Raw genomic sequence first — 15,072 nt, 5'->3', positions numbered from 1 at the left:
CCCCTGAAAGACGTGGCTCCCCCGGGATTGAAAGGCGCCGCTCCCGCGCCCCTGAGGGGATCGCCCGACCCGGAGCTGAGAAGTCAGCCCTTGCTCACCGCCGCCAGGATTTCCGGCAGGCGTCTCGCCGTTCCCGGTGCTGCCAGGTGTAGGCCCGCGTATGTGAGCGCTGCCCCGTACCCCGCCCCCGCCGGCAGCAGTACCCAGCTCCATTGGTCGCCGTCCGCGCTGACGTTCGCCCAGATGGTGAGGGTGATGACGGGGGCGCACAGGAGGGCCGCGGAGATCATGCCGCCGAAGATGGAGATCCAGGCGAGGCCGGCCTGGCCGGGGGCGACGTTCTTGTGGGTGCCCTGGGGGATGGAGTAGGGGAAGCGGGCCGAGGTCCACGCGCCGGTCGCGAGCATCGCGCCGAGGAGGGCGAAGGAGAGGCCGAGGACCTCCGGGAGCCGGGACCAGTCGCCGAGCAGCGCTGTCGTCAGGACGGTCACGAGCGCCGCGTACGGCAGGGTGATCACCAGCAACGCCAGGGCGCGGGCCCGGAGTTCGGCGTAGGCGTCCTTCGTCGTGGAGATCGTCATCGCGACCATCCAGAACGCGGACGTGTCCTGGCCGAACTGGTTGTACATCTGGATGCCGAGCATCCCGGCCGCGAAGCACGCGAAGTACACCGAGCCCGTGCCCTGCAACGCGTTGAACACCGGCACGATCAGACCGATCGCCAGCGAAGTCACCCACGCGGCCTTGGTCTTGGGGTCGCGCCAGATGTACCGCAGGCTGCGTTCCATGACCGTCCCCGTGCGCCCGGACGGGAGGAAGCGGGCCAGGCCGCCGGTGGACGTCCGGTCCTTCGCCGCCGGTTCCGCGGACTGGAGCGTCGAGCCGTCCGGCGCGGTCATCAGCTTGGTCAGGCTGCGGGACCAAAGCAGCAGCAGGGCTGCCAAGGCGCCGACGGACAGGGCGAGTTGCGTGACCGCCAGGCCGTACGAGCCCTTGCTCACCGAGTCCACCGCGCCGACCGCCGACGCGGGCGGCACCCAGCGCAACACCTCTGCCGCCGGGCCGAGTTGGGACAGCCCGGTCGAACCCAGGCGCTGAACACCGAAGTTGACCAACTGGGCCCCGACCGCGATCACCAGCCCGCTCAGCACCGCCAGGTCCCGGCCCCTGCGGCTGGTCAGCAGCCGGATGTTGGCCGCGGCGACCGCCCGCGCGAGGGCCACGCAGATCAGCAGCCCGAGGGCGACGGCGAAAACGGCCGTTACGTACGCGGCGGGTCCGTGCGCCACCGCGATCACGGACCCCGCCAGCAGCACCAGTGTGAACAGGGGGCCGATGCCCACCAGTGAGGCCGCCAGCAGCGCCCGTACCAGGGGCTGGGGCCGAAGCGGCAGCATCACCAGGCGAGTTGGGTCGAGGGTTTCGTCGCCGGACGGGAAGAACAGGGGCATGACCGCCCAGCCCAGCCCCAGCACCGCGACCAGGAGGACGACCACGGAGACCGCGTGCGTGTCCCCGCGCAGCGTGATCAGCCCCAGCAGCTGGAGCGCGGCGAACAGCAGCGCCACGACCGCCGACGCGACGTACGCGGCCCGCCGGCCACCGGACTGCCGTAGACCATTGCGGAGCAGGGACAGCTTCAGGCGTACGACGACGGGTGTGATCGAGGCCGTCGCGCTGCTCTCGCTCATCGGGTGCCGCCGCCCAGCCAGTCGAGGTCGGAACTGTGGTCGCGGGCGCCCGCGCCGACGAGTTCCAGGAACGCCTGCTGGAGGGTGGGGGATGCGCCGCGGACCTCGGCGAGGGTGCCCTGGGCGCGGATGCGGCCGGCGGCCATCACGGCCACCCAGTCGCAGAGGGACTCGACGAGTTCCATGACGTGGGAGGAGAAGACGACGGTGGCGCCGGAGGCGGTGTAGCGCTCCAGGACGCCCCGGATGGTCTGCGCGGAGACCGGGTCGACGCCCTCGAACGGCTCGTCCAGGAACAGGACTTCGGGGTTGTGGAGGAGAGCGGCGGCGAGCCCGATCTTCTTGCGCATCCCGGTCGAGTAGTCGACGACGAGCTTGTGCTGCGCCCCGGCCAGGTCGAGCACGTCGAGAAGCTGCGTGGCCCGCTTGTCGACCTCGGCACCGGGCAGCCCCCGCAACCGCCCGCTGTACCCGAGGAGTTCACGCCCCGAGAGCCGCTCGAAGAGTCGCAGCCCCTCGGGCAACACCCCGATCCGCGCCTTCACGGCCACGGGGTCCCGCCAGACGTCATGGCCCACGACCTCGACGCTCCCCTGATCGGGCCGCAACAACCCGGTCACCATGGAGAGGGTGGTGGTCTTCCCGGCCCCATTGGGCCCGACCAGCCCGATGAACTTCCCAGCGGGCAGCTCAAGATCGATCCCGGCCACGGCAACTTGCTGCCCAAACCGCTTCCAGAGCCCGTGTACGCGAACGGCGGCTGACGTCATACCTTGCACCCTACGGTCAGGTGCCCCACCTAAGGGGCGCGGGGAACTGCGCGACCAGCCCCCACCGGCCCGCACTCGCCAGCGCTACCGATCCCTCCCACACGCATAGGCGAGCGGCGAGATCAACTCCTCCGCATCCGGCAACCACCGGTTCGCGGCAGTCGGCCGGCAGGCCCACTGCACAGCCCCCCGAGACCCGAACCGCGTAGGCGGCGCAGCCACATACGCACCCTCACCCAGCACCACCAGATCCAACGACGCCGGAGACCACCCGATCTTCCGCACCAGATCCGGCACCTTCACCGAAGCCCCCGGCAGCACGAAGAACTCCATCCGCCGCGACGGAGTCAACGTCACAGGCCCCAGCGTCAACTCCATGCGCTCCATCCGGGCCAGCGCGAGAAACCCCGAACTCTCCGGGACGGAAATCGCGTCGAACGTCCGCCCCGTGGGCAACAGAATCGAAGACGCCGGCTGCTTCTGCCACATCCGCCGCGCAACCGTCGCGCTGCCCGTCGCCTGCGTCGCCCAGTCCTCACGCGCCGGGTGTGCGCCGGGTGCGGCGCACGCGGGGTCGCCGCAGGAGCAGTGCTGCACCCCGTCGACGGCTTCCAGCCAGGTGCCGGGGAAGACGTCCCAGTGGCGCTCCTCGGCGTAGCGTACGGCTGTCTCCAGCAGCGATTCCCCGCGCTGCTTCGGAATCTGAGCGGCTTCGGTGCCCGCGATCGTCTCTTCCACGCCCAACACAACTCCCGCACCCACCTGGAGTTACGGGCGTAGCGCGCGCGAGGGAGGGGCATCGATTCCGCAACTGGGGCGCATGGATGCATGTGCGGGGGCGCGCGGGAGGAACGACAGCGGGAGTTGGGTAGCCAGGTGTGGGGCGAGCACCAGCTTTTACCCCGGCATTCTTCGCATGCTTCGCATTTTCGCCATGTTCGCTGGGCATTGATCTTCACGGCCGGATCTTTTCGCTTCAGGGGTTGTTCCCAGGGGGTACGCCATGGCCGCAAGGCCACTTGTCGCGCGGCAGCCGAACGAACGGCTGCAGGCGCTCATCCAGGAGGCGGGGTGCTCGAACGCCGGGCTGGCCCGCCGGGTCAACATGTGCGGTGCCGAGCACGGTCTCGATCTCCGCTACGACAAGACGTCCGTGGCCCGTTGGCTGCGGGGACAGCAGCCGCGCGGGCGGGCTCCGGCGATCATCGCCGAGGCACTGGGCCGCAAGCTGGGCCGTACGGTCACGATCGACGAGATCGGCATGGCCAACGGCAAGAACCTCGCGTCGGGCGTGGGCCTGCAGTTCTCGCCGACCGTCCTCGGGGCCATCGAGCAGGTGTGTGAGCTGTGGCGCAGTGACGTGGGGCGCCGGGACTTCCTGTCCGGTTCGTCGGTCGCCGCGTCCGCGCTGGTCGAGCCGAGCCGTGACTGGCTGATCTCCTCACCGGACTCCCAGGTCGCGCGCGCGGCGGGGCCGCGGGTAGGCCCGTCCGACGTGGCGGCCGTGCGCGCGATGACGCAGGCGCTGAGCGAGCTGGACCACCAGTACGGCAGCGGGCATGTGCGCCCGGTCGTCGTGCACTACCTCAACAGTGTCGTCTCCGGGCTGCTGGCGGGGTCGTACCGGGAGGCCGTGGGGCGTGAACTGTTCGCCGCCGTCGCCCGGTTGACGGAACTCGCCGGCTACATGGCCGTGGACACGGGTCAACCCGGCCTGGCGCAGCGGTACTACATCCAGGCGCTGCGCCTCGCCCAGGCGGCGGGGGACAGGGGATACGGCGGGTATGTGCTCGCCGCCTCCATGAGTCACCTGGCCGCGCAGCTCGGAAACCCGCGTGAGATCGCGCAGTTGGCGCGGGCGGCGCAGGAGGGGGCGCGTGGGCGGGTGACCCCGCGGGCCGAGGCGATGTTCTACGCGGCGGAGGCGCGCGGGCACGCCCTGATGGGGGACGCGCGGTCGGCGCAGCTCGCGTCGGGGCGCGCGGTGAGCGCGCTGGACGCGGCGGATCCGTCGACCGGGGACGACCCGGCGTGGATTGCGCACTTCGACGAGGCGTATCTCGCCGACGAGTTGGCGCACTGCCACCGGGATCTGGGACAGGCGGAAGCGGCGGCCCGGTCCGCGCAGGAGTCCCTGGACGGGCACCCGGAGTCGCGGGCGCGCCGCCGGGCCATCGGATACGTCCTTCTCGCGAGCGCGCAGGTGCAGCAGCGCGAGATCGAGCAGGCCTGCAACACGGGCCTGAAAGCAGTGGAGTTGCTCGGTTCGCTGCGGTCCAACCGGGGCGCCGAGTACCTGGACGACTTCCAGCAGCGCCTGGAGCCGTACCGGGACGAGCCGGTGGTGCGGGAGTTCGGGGCGCGGATGGAGTTGCAGGCCGCCGCGTGAACGGCGGGGGGACCAGCAGGTGAACACCGCTCCGGTGCGGAAAGGAGTGCGGACAGCGGCACTTGGAGCGGACGCGGGTCCGGGACTGTTACCGCCGTCACAAGAGGGCAGGTCCAGTCCAGTGCTGCGTGGCACCGGGCTCGGGGTACCCGGTAGCGTGAGCCGACGATCCCGAAGGTCCCCCATTCGTAGGAGTCCCGGTGACGCAGAGTGGACAGGGCGAGGAGCCCTCGGCGCGGCCCGCGCGCGAAGGCATCGTGCTGCCCTCCGACGGAGGCGCACCCCTCCTGCCGGGTATGACGGGCGGACGCGGTGACCAGCAGTCGGGCGGACAGCCGTCGATAGCACCCCCGACCAGTGGCCAGTCCTGGGGCCGGCCGTGGGGTCCCGACCAGCACGACCAGCAGCATCACCACCAGCACCAGAGCCCGGCCCCGCCGCCGGGCCAGGGCTGGGGAGACCAGCAACAGCAAGCGCAGCAGTGGGGCGGCGCCCCCGAGCAGCCCGCTCCGGCCCCGTGGGGCGCCCAGGACGGCATCCCCGGCCAGCCGGGCGCCCTGCCCCAGGAGAGCGCCCAGCACGCGGCCTACGGCGTGCAGCAGCAGTCGTACGCACAGGAGTACCCGTCGGGTTACGCCCAGGAGCCGGCCGCCGGGTACGTCGGCGCGGGCTACGCCTCCGACCAGTCGCCCGCCGTACCCCAGGCGGCCGCGCAGAACTACGGCTACGGATACGGCACTTCCGGTTCCGACGCGCACCAGCAGCCGTCCGGTGCCGCCCCCCTCCCGGCCGCGGCCCCCGCGTTCCCCAGTGCCCCGCTGCCGCCCGCCGACGAGGGCGCGACGCAGTACATCCCGCCGGTGGTCAACATGCCCGGCGACGAGGGCGCCACCCAGTTCCTGCCGCCGGTGCCCGCCGCCCCCATGGACGAGGGCGCGACCCAGTTCATCCCGCCCGTCGGGCCCGGGGCGCTGCCGCCCGAGATGCCCGCGGCCGCCGGGCCGATGCCGCAGGCCTCGCACCCCGACGCGCAGCCCACGCAGTTCCTGCCGCCGGTGCCCGCGCAGGGCGCCGCTCCCGGGTACGGGGCGCGGCCGGGCGGGCCGGACGACCGGCAGCCGCCCGCCGAGTTCGACAACCTCTTCCGCAGCGACGCCGGGGGCGAGCAGCCCGCCGCGTCCACGCAGCAGATGCCCCGCTTCCAGCAGCCGCCGCGCGCCGAGCAGCAGGGGCAGCAGGCCTACGGCCAGGCCCAACCGCCGTACGCGCAGCAGGCGTACGCACAGCCTTCGTACGCCCCGCCGGGAGACGGCGGCGGCCGACGTGGCGCTCAGGACGATGACGGCGGCCGGGGCGGGCGCCGTTCGCGGGTGCCGCTGATCGCCGGGATCGGGGTCGGCATCGCGATCCTCGGGGTCGGCGCCGGGGCGCTGCTCAGCGGGGGCGGCAGCAAGGGCGACGACAACAACAAGACGGTCGCCGCCACCTCGGCCGCGACGGACGGTTCCTCGTCGGCGGGCACCGATGCCGCGAAGGAACAGGCCGTCGCCCTGGACAAGCTGCTCGCCGACAGCGGCAGCAGCCGTGCCTCGGTGATCAACGCCGTGGGCAATGTGAAGGCCTGCAACAAGCTCGGCGAGTCCGCCTCCGACCTGCGGGACGCGGCCAAGCAGCGCGCCGAACTGGTCACCAAGCTCTCGCAGTTGACGGTGGACAAGCTGCCGGACAACGCGGCACTGACGACCGCGCTCACCAACGCGTGGAAGGCGTCCGCGTCGGCCGACAACCACTACGCGACCTGGGCCGACCAGGCCGCCGGCAAGAAGGGCTGCAAGAAGGGCCAGGCCCGCACCACCGGCCAGACCGCGGCCGGCAACGCGGCGAGCGGCGTCGCCAGCAACCAGAAGGTCAAGGCCTCCGCCCTCTGGAACACGATCGCGAAGACCTACGGCCTGACCCAGCGCCAGCCGACCCAGCTCTGAGCACTCCCGACAGGCACTCCCGACGGCGCGGATCTCAGTCGAGGTCCGCGCTGTCCAGTGTCCTCGTCATATCGAAGAAGCCCTTCTTCGCGGACACCAGAACGCCCTTCCGTACGACCTGAAGGGTCACGTTCGCGTTGACCAGCCGGGCCAGACCGACCGAGGCGAGGTTGTCGTCGCGGGGGCTCCACTGCAGCGTCGGTGTGAGCCCGCCCGTGTTGACCTTCACGCCGTCGTCGAGGGCGCGGCGCACGGTGTCGGCGGTGATGTCACCGTTGCCGAGCGAGTTCACGACGGTCTTGAACGCGGTGTACGCGATCCAGGTGGTCTGCACGCCCGCGTCCGCGGGATCGATGCGGTTGTCGCCGAAGGCCACCTCGTTGACGGCCTTCTTCATCGGGTCCCAGCGCGCGTCGCTCGCGACCGGGTACCAGCCCGTGATGTACGACCCCTCGTACGGCCCGGACTGCCCGCCCGTGGAGTTGATCTCGGTCTGGTCGACACTGCCGAGCACGGTCGCGGCGTGCACCGCGGGATAGTCCTGGCGGTCGCGCCGGAAGGAGTCCATGAAGGTGTCGGTACGGTCCCCGAGCGAGGGCACCACACAGCCCTCCTTCTCGGAATCGCCGCTCGCGCTCTCCAGGGCGCGCGTCGACTGGGCCGAGTACTCGGTGGCGTCGTCGGCCGCGAGCTGGTCGGTCGCCGCCGCGTGGCCGCCCGCCGCGAGCCCGGCGTTCAGCAGCGGGGGCAGGTCGTCGCCGGCGATGGAGTCGGGCCGTACGAGGGTGACCGGGCCGCAGGTCGAGGCGAGTTCCTTGCCGAGACCCGTCAGGAGTGCGGGCTGGCCGCCGTTGACGGGGTAGGACAGGGCGCGGGTGAACTCCTCGGTCGTCACGCCGTAGCCGCCTATGTACGGGATGCCGGCGCCCTCCAGCGGGGCGAAGTACGAGTCGCTGAACTCGCTGTAGGAACCGACGACCGCGACGACGTCCTTCTGCACGGCCAGCCGGGCGCATTTCGCGGCGGCCACGTTCGTGTTGTGGTCGTTGCAGGTCAGGACCTTGAGCTTGCGGCCGTTGATTCCGCCGTGCTTGTTGATCCACTTCGCGTACGCCGTCGCCATGGCGGGCATGCCGGGCTTGTTGGTCGCGCTGGTGTCCCACGGCGCCCAGGTCATGACGGTGATCGAGTTGTCCGCGGAGCCCCCCGTGGTGCCGGGGATGACCCCGCAGCCGGCCACGAGCGACGCACACGCCCCCAGAGCCGCCGCCGACAGGACGGTCGCTCTGACGGGCCGGATGAAGGTGGGGAGGAAGGTGCTGCGGTTGCGTCGCCTGCCTGTCATGGACAGACACGCTTCCGTCACGCCACTAACCGGGGTGTGACTCGGAGTCAACAGATGGTGACGTGGAGGTGAATTACAGGGGGCATTCCTGTGTGTGTGACGAGGAACGTACGATCGATGACCGTGCAAGCTCCGGAGAACTCTTCCCGTCGCCCCCGTCGCTCCTCCACCATGGGCGGCATGCCACTGAACGACATGCCCTGGTGGCGCTGGCGCAGCAACGTGCGTTCCGCGCTGCACATGCTCTCCGATCCGGCGTTCCAGCAGAACGTCTGGCTGGCCGGTGTCGACGGGTACGGGGACGTCACCGACGCCGTCTACCGCCTCGTCGAGGACACCTGGCTCGACAACTGGTCCGCCGAGAAGTACGTCGGCACGATCTTCCGCGACTCCCAGGAGGCGGCCCTCGTGGACACCGCCGTCCTGCGCGTCCTGCGGATCATGCACCAGGTCGGCCCGGACGCCCATGTCTCCGTGTACGTCGACCACGAGGCGTGGCCGGACGCGGTACGGGCGGCGCGGGACGCGCATGTGCGGATGGCGGTCAGTGACGGGGATGATCCGGATACGCCGCCGCGGACGCTTGAGGTTTTGCAGATCATCACGCGGTCCGCGTAAGGCGGGGTCGCGTGCGCGGCTGGTCCGGGGCCGGTCCGCGTAGGGCTGGTAGACGTTGTGGGCCCCCGTCCGCGTAAGCCGGTCCGCGTGGCGGACGGCGGTGCCTTCGTTCGGGGGGATATGGGACCCTGTCCTGCATGAACGCGCAGTCCACCCGAGCCGCGGCACTCGCCGACCAGTACGTCCTCACCCTGTCGTGCCCCGACAAGCAGGGCATCGTGCACGCCGTGTCGAGCTACCTCTTCATGACCGGCTGCAACATCGAGGACAGCCAGCAGTTCGGTGACCACGACACGGGACTGTTCTTCATGCGCGTCCACTTCTCGGCGGAGTCGCCGGTGACGGTGGAGAAGCTGCGGGCGAGCTTCGCGGCGATCGGTGACTCCTTCCACATGGACTGGCAGATCAACCGGGCCGCGGACCGGATGCGGGTCGTGCTGATGGTCAGCAAGTTCGGCCACTGTCTGAACGACCTGCTGTTCCGGGCGCGGATCGGGGCGCTGCCGGTGGAGATCGCGGCGGTGGTGTCCAACCACACGGACTTCGCCGAGCTGGTGGAGTCGTACCACATCCCCTTCCACCACATCCCGGTGACGAAGGACAACAAGGCCGAGGCCGAGGCGCGGGTGCTCGACCTGGTCCGCGAGGAGAACGTCGAACTCGTCGTTCTGGCCCGGTACATGCAGGTTCTCTCCGACGACCTCTGCAAGGCGCTCAGCGGGCGGATCATCAACATCCACCACTCGTTCCTGCCGAGCTTCAAGGGCGCGAAGCCGTATCACCAGGCTCACTTGCGGGGCGTGAAGCTGATCGGGGCGACTGCGCACTATGTCACCGCCGACCTCGACGAGGGGCCGATCATCGAGCAGGAGGTCGAGCGGGTGGGGCATGACGTGACGCCGGACCAGCTCGTGGCGATCGGGCGCGATGTGGAGTGCCAGGCGCTGGCGCGGGCCGTCAAGTGGCACGCCGAGCGCCGAATTCTGCTGAACGGGCGCCGGACTGTGGTGTTCGCCTAGGAGCTCGGGGGTTCGCCTTTGAGGGGCGGGTGCGGGTGCGTGGGGGCTGGTCGCGCAGTTCCCCGCGCCCCTTAAAGGAACCGCGAGTTACGAAGGGGCGCGGGGAACTGCGCGAGCAACCACGAACTACCCGCACCCGGCAACGAACCCGAACCCCTTCAGGGGCGCGGGGCTGTGTCTATATGCGGCTCCGCCGCGTGGGCGCGACCAGCCCCCACGCACCCGCACCCGCCGACGAAAACCGAACGGGCCCCTACATCCGGCTCAACGACGCCGTGGCGAACAGCACATCCCGGATCGCCTCCCGGTCACCGAGCTGCCCCGCGGCCGCCTCCTCCGGTGACACATGCCCCGCGGCCAGGTGGCAGAACTCCACGCCGTCCAGGGCGATATGGGCGACCTCCCGTTCCGCGGACCCCACTGCCCCGGGCGAGTCGAGGGCGATCAACCACTCACCCCCGCCGTGCCCTTCGATCTCCAGCCGAAGGCTACGACCAGGCTCCCCGACACCGACAAGGTGCCGCCCGCTCCCCGGCGAAGCCAGCCCATGCCGGCGCCGATCAGCGAGCACCACGGGAAGCATCCGCGCGGCCAGGTCGATCATCCGGTTCAGGTAGCGGGGGGACGGCGGATCGTACGGGTAGTCCACCGCCTCCGCGATGTCACCCGCGTGCACCCAGCACTCGAAGGCCCGGTCGAGCATCGCATCGTGCAACGGAAGCTCGAAGTCGCCGTAGGAGACGGCCAGTTTGCCGGTGCTGCCGCCGGTGAACGACACCGTGCGGACGATGTTGTGGCTCTGCTCGCGCCAGGGTGCGCGGATGGACCGGGTCGGCGGGAAGTGCGACGACTTCCAGTACGCCTCGGTACGCGACGCCGGCGTCGACGGCTTCACGGTCTCCCCGGTCAGCGGGTCGTCGAGGCCGAGCGCCGCCGCGACCAGGCCGTCGACGGTCAGCAGATGCGCGATGACCCCGGCGACAGTCGTACGACGGCTCGTCGGCCCGTCGCCCTCGAACCAGCGCAGCCGCACGGGCGCGTGCCACTCGGCGTCACCTATGTCCTGCAGCAGGGCGTCCAGGCGGGCGGTCTCGGCGTCGTACGGCGTGGCCCACTCCGGCACCGGGATCCGCGGTGGCCGGCGGTCGAAGGAGCTGGTCAGGACGCGGGTGCGCAGGCCGGGGTCGAGGTCGAGGGGTTCGACGGGGTGCAGCAGTCCGACCGCGCCGCGCAGCCGCAGCGCCTCGTCCGCGCAGGCCCCGCACTCGCCGAGGTGCTCCTCCACGGCCGCCGTCTCCGCCGCCGAGCACGCGGCCAGCGCCCACGCGCCGAGCAGCGCCTTCAGCACCCGGTGCTCCAGAACCAGCGGCACGGCCCGGGACTCGGCCGCGCCGAGCTCGGGCAGCGGGCGACCGGTGTCCTCCACGGAGGCACGCGGCATCGGAATCCGCGGCGGCTCCCCCTCACCGCTCGCGGAGTCGCCGTCGGGACTGCCAGGCCCGCCGTACGAGCCGTCACCGCTCCCGGAAGCATCGCCGCCAGGACCGCCGCCCAGCTCATCCCGCATGCCGTCGTCGTTCACCGAACCGCCGTTCCCGGAGCCGTCGTTCACGGGGTGCCCGTCCTCAGGCCCATCCGTCCCACCCTGCGCCGGCACGACCTCCTCACCTTCCCCGGCCCCTTCGCCGTGCCCCTCGGAACCCTCCCGCCACGCGTCGCTCACGTCCCACCCCCCGCTCCCGGCGGTGCGCCGGCGTCGTGGGCGGTGGAGAGGAGCTGGAGGCCGAGGCGGAGGCGGCGGCGGGCCTCGTCCTCGGTGACGCCGAGGTCGACGGCGGTCTGGCGGTAGTCACGGCGCTGGAAGTAGGCCAGCTCCAGGGCGGCCCGCAGCGGGGCGGGCATGGACGTGACGATGTAGTCGGCGCGGGCGGCGACGGAGGCGCGGCGGACCTTGCGCTCCAGCTCCTCCGTGGAGCCCTCGCCGCTGTGGGCGAGCGCGACGGTCTCGGTGGCGCGCAGGCGCTGCACGGCGAGGCGGTGGGTCAGCGCGGCCACCCAGGAACGCAGCGGGCCCTGCCTGGGGTCGTAGGCGTCGGGGTGCTCCCAGACCTGGGCGAAGACCTCGCGTGTGATGCCGTCGGCGGCGCGCTCGTCGCCCAGGACACGGTGGGCGAGGGAGTGCACGAGGGAGGCGAAGCGGTCGTACAGCTCACCGAGGGCCGCCGCCTCGCCGCGGGCCAGCCGCTGCTGCATCTTGCGGTCCCAACGGGGCGGTGCGTCATTCGTCGCCATGCGACCCCCTCACCCTGTCCGTGCCCAAGTCAAGCGTGCGCTCACCGTTTCTTCGAATGTAGTGGGCACGTCTGACAGCGCACCCCCCATTCTGCAATTGCACGCCCCCGAAGGGCCGCGAGTGGTAACGGATCTGCGCCTACCTCACCCACATCTGATCGAACAGGATCGAAGGCGACTAAAACAAGCCTCTTCCGGACGGTTTCCGTTTCTGCCGCCGTGTTTCAGGGAACCGCCGCTGGGCAGCCGCGCTGCAAGGAAGCGTAGGTACGGCTTCCGTTTCCGGACGGTCTCCGGGAGTTCCGGCTAGCGAAAGGCGCGATGGTGGCCTTCAAAGTGAACGACGGTGAGCGCGGCGGCTGGTCCGTACTCCTCGTGTCCGGCGAACTGGACCTGGTGACCTCGCCGGTGCTGCGCCAGCGGGTGCACGACGTGGTGGCAGAGGGGCGGCACAGCCTGGTCCTCGACCTCTCCGAGGTGCTGTTCTGCGACTCCAGCGGCGTCGGCGTGCTCATCGCCTCCCGCCGCCTCATCCGCTCCTGCCAGGGCCATCTGCGCGTGGTGCTGCCGGCGCAGGGCGCGGTCGACGGTTCGCACGTCAACCGGGTCCTCGGTGCCCTCGGGGTGCGCCGCCTCTTCGACGTCTACCCCGATGTGATGACCGCCACAGAGGACGAACCCGAGGACGAGGCGGACCCCCTCTCGGCGTGAGACGAGTCGGAGCCCTCTCCGCGTGACACGTCGGTTTCCGGCGTGACGTCGTTGTTTCGGAATTTCCCCGGTCTTGGTACAAGCGTCGTTTTCCGCTCCCGGACCCGCCCCGGCGTCGTACGCTCCCTGCCAAGCGCACCCCACATGAGTAAGGCGGCCCGAAAGACATGGTCAGCACCGAGTACGAGCGACGGATCGCGGCCCGTTTCGCCACCTTCGACCAGGACGGCAACGGGTTCATCGACCGGGAGGACTTCAACTCGGCGGCCAAGGCGCTGCTCGCGGAGTTCGGTACGGCGGCCCGCTCCGACAAGGGCCAGGCCCTGTACATCGGCGCGGAGGCGTTCTGGCAGGGCATGGCGGGCATCGCGGACCGGGACGGCGACCAGCGCGTCAGCCGCGAGGAGTTCGTCAACGGCGCGGTCAAGCGGCTGCGCGACAACCCGGAGCGCTTCGCCGAGATCGGCCGCCCCTTCCTGCACGCGGCCCTCGACGTCGCCGACCCGGACGGCGACGGCTCGGCCACCATCGCCGACACCGTGCGCGTCCTCAAGGCCCTCGGCGTGCCCGACGACATCGCCGCGATGGCCGCCGACGCCCTCGACACGGACAGCGACGGCAAGGTCGGCGAGGCGGAGATCGTCTCCTCCTTCGCCCGCTACTTCACCGTCCCCGAATAGCGCTCCCGCAGCTTGTACTTGAGCACTTTGCGCAGGGTCTCGTTGCGCGGAAGGGCGTCCACGATCTCCAGCTGCTCCGGCAGCTTGTGCACGGACAGCCCTTCCGCGCGCAGATAGTCCGTCACGGCGGACAGGCTCAACCCGCCCGCCCCCGGCGGCTGTTCGACCACCGCGCACACCCGCTCCCCACGCTCCGCGTCCGGCAGCCCCACGACGGCCACGTCCCCGACGTCCGGATGCGCGGCCAGCAGATCCTCGATCTCCTTCGCCGAGATGTTCTCCCCCTTGCGGATGATCACGTCCTTCAGCCGCCCGGTGAGAATCAGATGCCCGCTCGCGGTGACTTGCCCCAGGTCCCCGGTCCGCAGAAACCCGTCGGCGTCGAACGCCTCCGCCGTCTGCGCCGGGTCCAAGTACCCCTGGCACACGGCCTCCCCGCGCAACCGCACCTCCCCGCCTTCCGCGATCCGTATCTCCATCCCCTCCGGCGGCCGCCCCTCGGTCGTCGCCAGATTTTCTACGGTGTCGTCGGGCGCCCCCATCGTGATCATCGGCACCTCGGTCATGCCGTATCCGTGGGTGAGCTGGACCCCCATCTCGCGTACGACGGAGTGGTAGACCTCCGGCGGCTTGGGAGCGCCGCCGCCCGCGAGCAGCCGTAGGGAGGGGATGACCTTCGTCCCCGGCTGCTTGCGCTGCTCGGCAAGGAACATGGAATAGAAGGCAGTTGAGCCGCCGGCCACCGTCACCCCGTGCTTGCGGTATCCCTCCAGCGCGTCGGGCAGCGCGAACTGCTCGAACATCACCGCCGGGAAGCCGTACAGCAGCAGCATCACCGTGTAGTCGGGCCCCGCGATGTGCGCGTACGGGAAGGCCATCGAGCCCACGTCGTCCGCCGTGAGGTGGAGCGCGTGCGCGAGGCACGAGCCGCCCGCGATGAGTGAACGGTCCGTGTGCAGTACGCCTTTGGGGTCGGAGGTGGTGCCGGAGGTCCAGTAGATCCAGCGGACGGAGGTGCCGTCGGCGGGTGGGGGCGGCAGCAAGGCCGGGTCCCCGTCGGGGAGTTGAGCGCTGTCGTACGCCTCGAAGATCCCCTTCGCGCCGAGCCGGCGCGCCATCTCCCCGTAGTCGAAGCCGCGCCAGACACCCGGCACCGCGAAGTACTCGGCCTTCGACTCCCGTAGCGCGAAGCCGACTTCGCGGTCGCGGTAGAAGGGGATCACCGGGGTCTGTACGGCGCCCAGGCGGGCCAGCGCGAAGGAGAGCAGGGCCGTCTCGATGCTGGTGGGCAGCTGCCAGGCGACGACCGTGCCGGGGCGGACACCCATGCCGTACAGACCCGCCGCGACGCGCTCCGACCGGTCGCGCAACTCCCCGAAGCTCAGGGCCCGGTCGTCCTGGAGGAGGACCGGGAGGTCGGGGGTCAAGTCGGCGCGGCGGGCGACCAGTTCCCACAGAGTGCGGGAGGAACTCAGGGAGTGCGGCGTCTCGTTCATGGTCCCCCTCCTTGGCTGACGACTCGTCAGGTGACATGCTATCTGACGGGTCATCAGATAAGTACCGTCCCGGCGGAGG

The 15,072-nt window shown here is 70.9% G+C and carries 13 protein-coding genes; 6 read left to right on the top strand and 7 right to left on the bottom strand.

The genetic code is table 11. From position 1 onward, the window contains the following. Positions 1-83 precede the first annotated feature (83 nt). The 3 genes from ACGFY9_RS05955 to ACGFY9_RS05945 all read right to left on the bottom strand — a co-directional run bounded on the left by ACGFY9_RS05955 (position 84) and on the right by ACGFY9_RS05945 (position 3,208). A complete protein-coding gene (locus ACGFY9_RS05955) occupies positions 84-1,691 on the bottom strand; it encodes a transporter (protein ID WP_393752370.1) in 1,608 nt (535 codons plus the stop codon). Next, entirely contained in the window at positions 1,688-2,461 is a 774-nt protein-coding gene (locus ACGFY9_RS05950; RefSeq protein ID WP_393752368.1) for an ABC transporter ATP-binding protein, read from the bottom strand. Before ACGFY9_RS05950 ends, ACGFY9_RS05955 begins: the two co-directional genes overlap by 4 nt. 84 nt (positions 2,462-2,545) lie before the next feature. Continuing rightward, positions 2,546-3,208, bottom strand: a complete 663-nt coding sequence (locus tag ACGFY9_RS05945) for a bifunctional DNA primase/polymerase (RefSeq protein WP_393752366.1) — start codon at positions 3,206-3,208, stop codon at positions 2,546-2,548. 256 nt (positions 3,209-3,464) lie between these two features. Between ACGFY9_RS05945 and ACGFY9_RS05940 the strand changes: the two genes are divergently transcribed. Together ACGFY9_RS05940 and ACGFY9_RS05935 are read left to right on the top strand one after the other, a co-directional pair. Next, positions 3,465-4,850, top strand: a complete 1,386-nt coding sequence (locus tag ACGFY9_RS05940; protein ID WP_393752364.1) for a transcriptional regulator — start codon at positions 3,465-3,467, stop codon at positions 4,848-4,850. A 200-nt stretch (positions 4,851-5,050) separates the two neighbouring features. Continuing rightward, complete coding sequence (locus ACGFY9_RS05935; RefSeq protein WP_393752362.1) at positions 5,051-6,832, top strand: hypothetical protein; 1,782 nt, start codon at positions 5,051-5,053, stop codon at positions 6,830-6,832. 34 nt (positions 6,833-6,866) lie between these two features. Here ACGFY9_RS05935 and ACGFY9_RS05930 read toward each other — a convergent pair whose 3' ends face one another. Further along, complete coding sequence (locus ACGFY9_RS05930; protein WP_393752360.1) at positions 6,867-8,177, bottom strand: ABC transporter substrate-binding protein; 1,311 nt, start codon at positions 8,175-8,177, stop codon at positions 6,867-6,869. A 117-nt stretch (positions 8,178-8,294) separates the two neighbouring features. Between ACGFY9_RS05930 and ACGFY9_RS05925 the strand changes: the two genes are divergently transcribed. Beyond that, on the top strand, positions 8,295-8,795 hold the full coding sequence (locus ACGFY9_RS05925; protein WP_393752358.1) for a hypothetical protein: 501 nt from the start codon (positions 8,295-8,297) through the stop codon (positions 8,793-8,795). 137 nt (positions 8,796-8,932) lie between these two features. After that, positions 8,933-9,814, top strand: coding sequence for a formyltetrahydrofolate deformylase (gene purU, locus ACGFY9_RS05920; RefSeq protein WP_033286536.1), 882 nt, complete (start codon positions 8,933-8,935; stop codon positions 9,812-9,814). A 253-nt stretch (positions 9,815-10,067) separates the two neighbouring features. Here the strand turns inward: purU and ACGFY9_RS05915 are convergent, their stop codons facing one another. Both ACGFY9_RS05915 and ACGFY9_RS05910 read right to left on the bottom strand, forming a co-directional pair. After that, on the bottom strand, positions 10,068-11,381 hold the full coding sequence (locus ACGFY9_RS05915; protein ID WP_393752847.1) for a zf-HC2 domain-containing protein: 1,314 nt from the start codon (positions 11,379-11,381) through the stop codon (positions 10,068-10,070). 152 nt (positions 11,382-11,533) lie between these two features. Then, on the bottom strand, positions 11,534-12,106 hold the full coding sequence (locus ACGFY9_RS05910; RefSeq protein WP_393752356.1) for a sigma-70 family RNA polymerase sigma factor: 573 nt from the start codon (positions 12,104-12,106) through the stop codon (positions 11,534-11,536). Positions 12,107-12,427: 321 nt separating this feature from the next. Here ACGFY9_RS05910 and ACGFY9_RS05905 point away from each other — a divergent pair, with 321 nt between their 5' ends. Both ACGFY9_RS05905 and ACGFY9_RS05900 read left to right on the top strand, forming a co-directional pair. After that, positions 12,428-12,817, top strand: a complete 390-nt coding sequence (locus tag ACGFY9_RS05905; RefSeq protein WP_328682391.1) for an STAS domain-containing protein — start codon at positions 12,428-12,430, stop codon at positions 12,815-12,817. Between the two features lie 167 nt (positions 12,818-12,984). Continuing rightward, positions 12,985-13,497: an EF-hand domain-containing protein gene (locus ACGFY9_RS05900; protein WP_393752354.1), complete on the top strand. Its 513-nt coding sequence runs from the start codon at positions 12,985-12,987 to the stop codon at positions 13,495-13,497. Here ACGFY9_RS05900 and ACGFY9_RS05895 read toward each other — a convergent pair. Then, positions 13,476-14,993, bottom strand: coding sequence for a class I adenylate-forming enzyme family protein (locus ACGFY9_RS05895; protein ID WP_393752352.1), 1,518 nt, complete (start codon positions 14,991-14,993; stop codon positions 13,476-13,478). The two genes, ACGFY9_RS05900 and ACGFY9_RS05895, sit on opposite strands and share 22 nt — an antisense overlap. Positions 14,994-15,072 lie beyond the last annotated feature (79 nt).

Origin of the sequence: Streptomyces sp. NPDC048504, from assembly GCF_043200035.1 — a bacterium.
In the GTDB taxonomy this organism is placed as follows: Bacteria; Actinomycetota; Actinomycetes; order Streptomycetales; family Streptomycetaceae; genus Streptomyces.
Note: the sequence above shows the minus strand (reverse complement) of the source record. Positions and strands in the feature narration are given on the sequence as shown.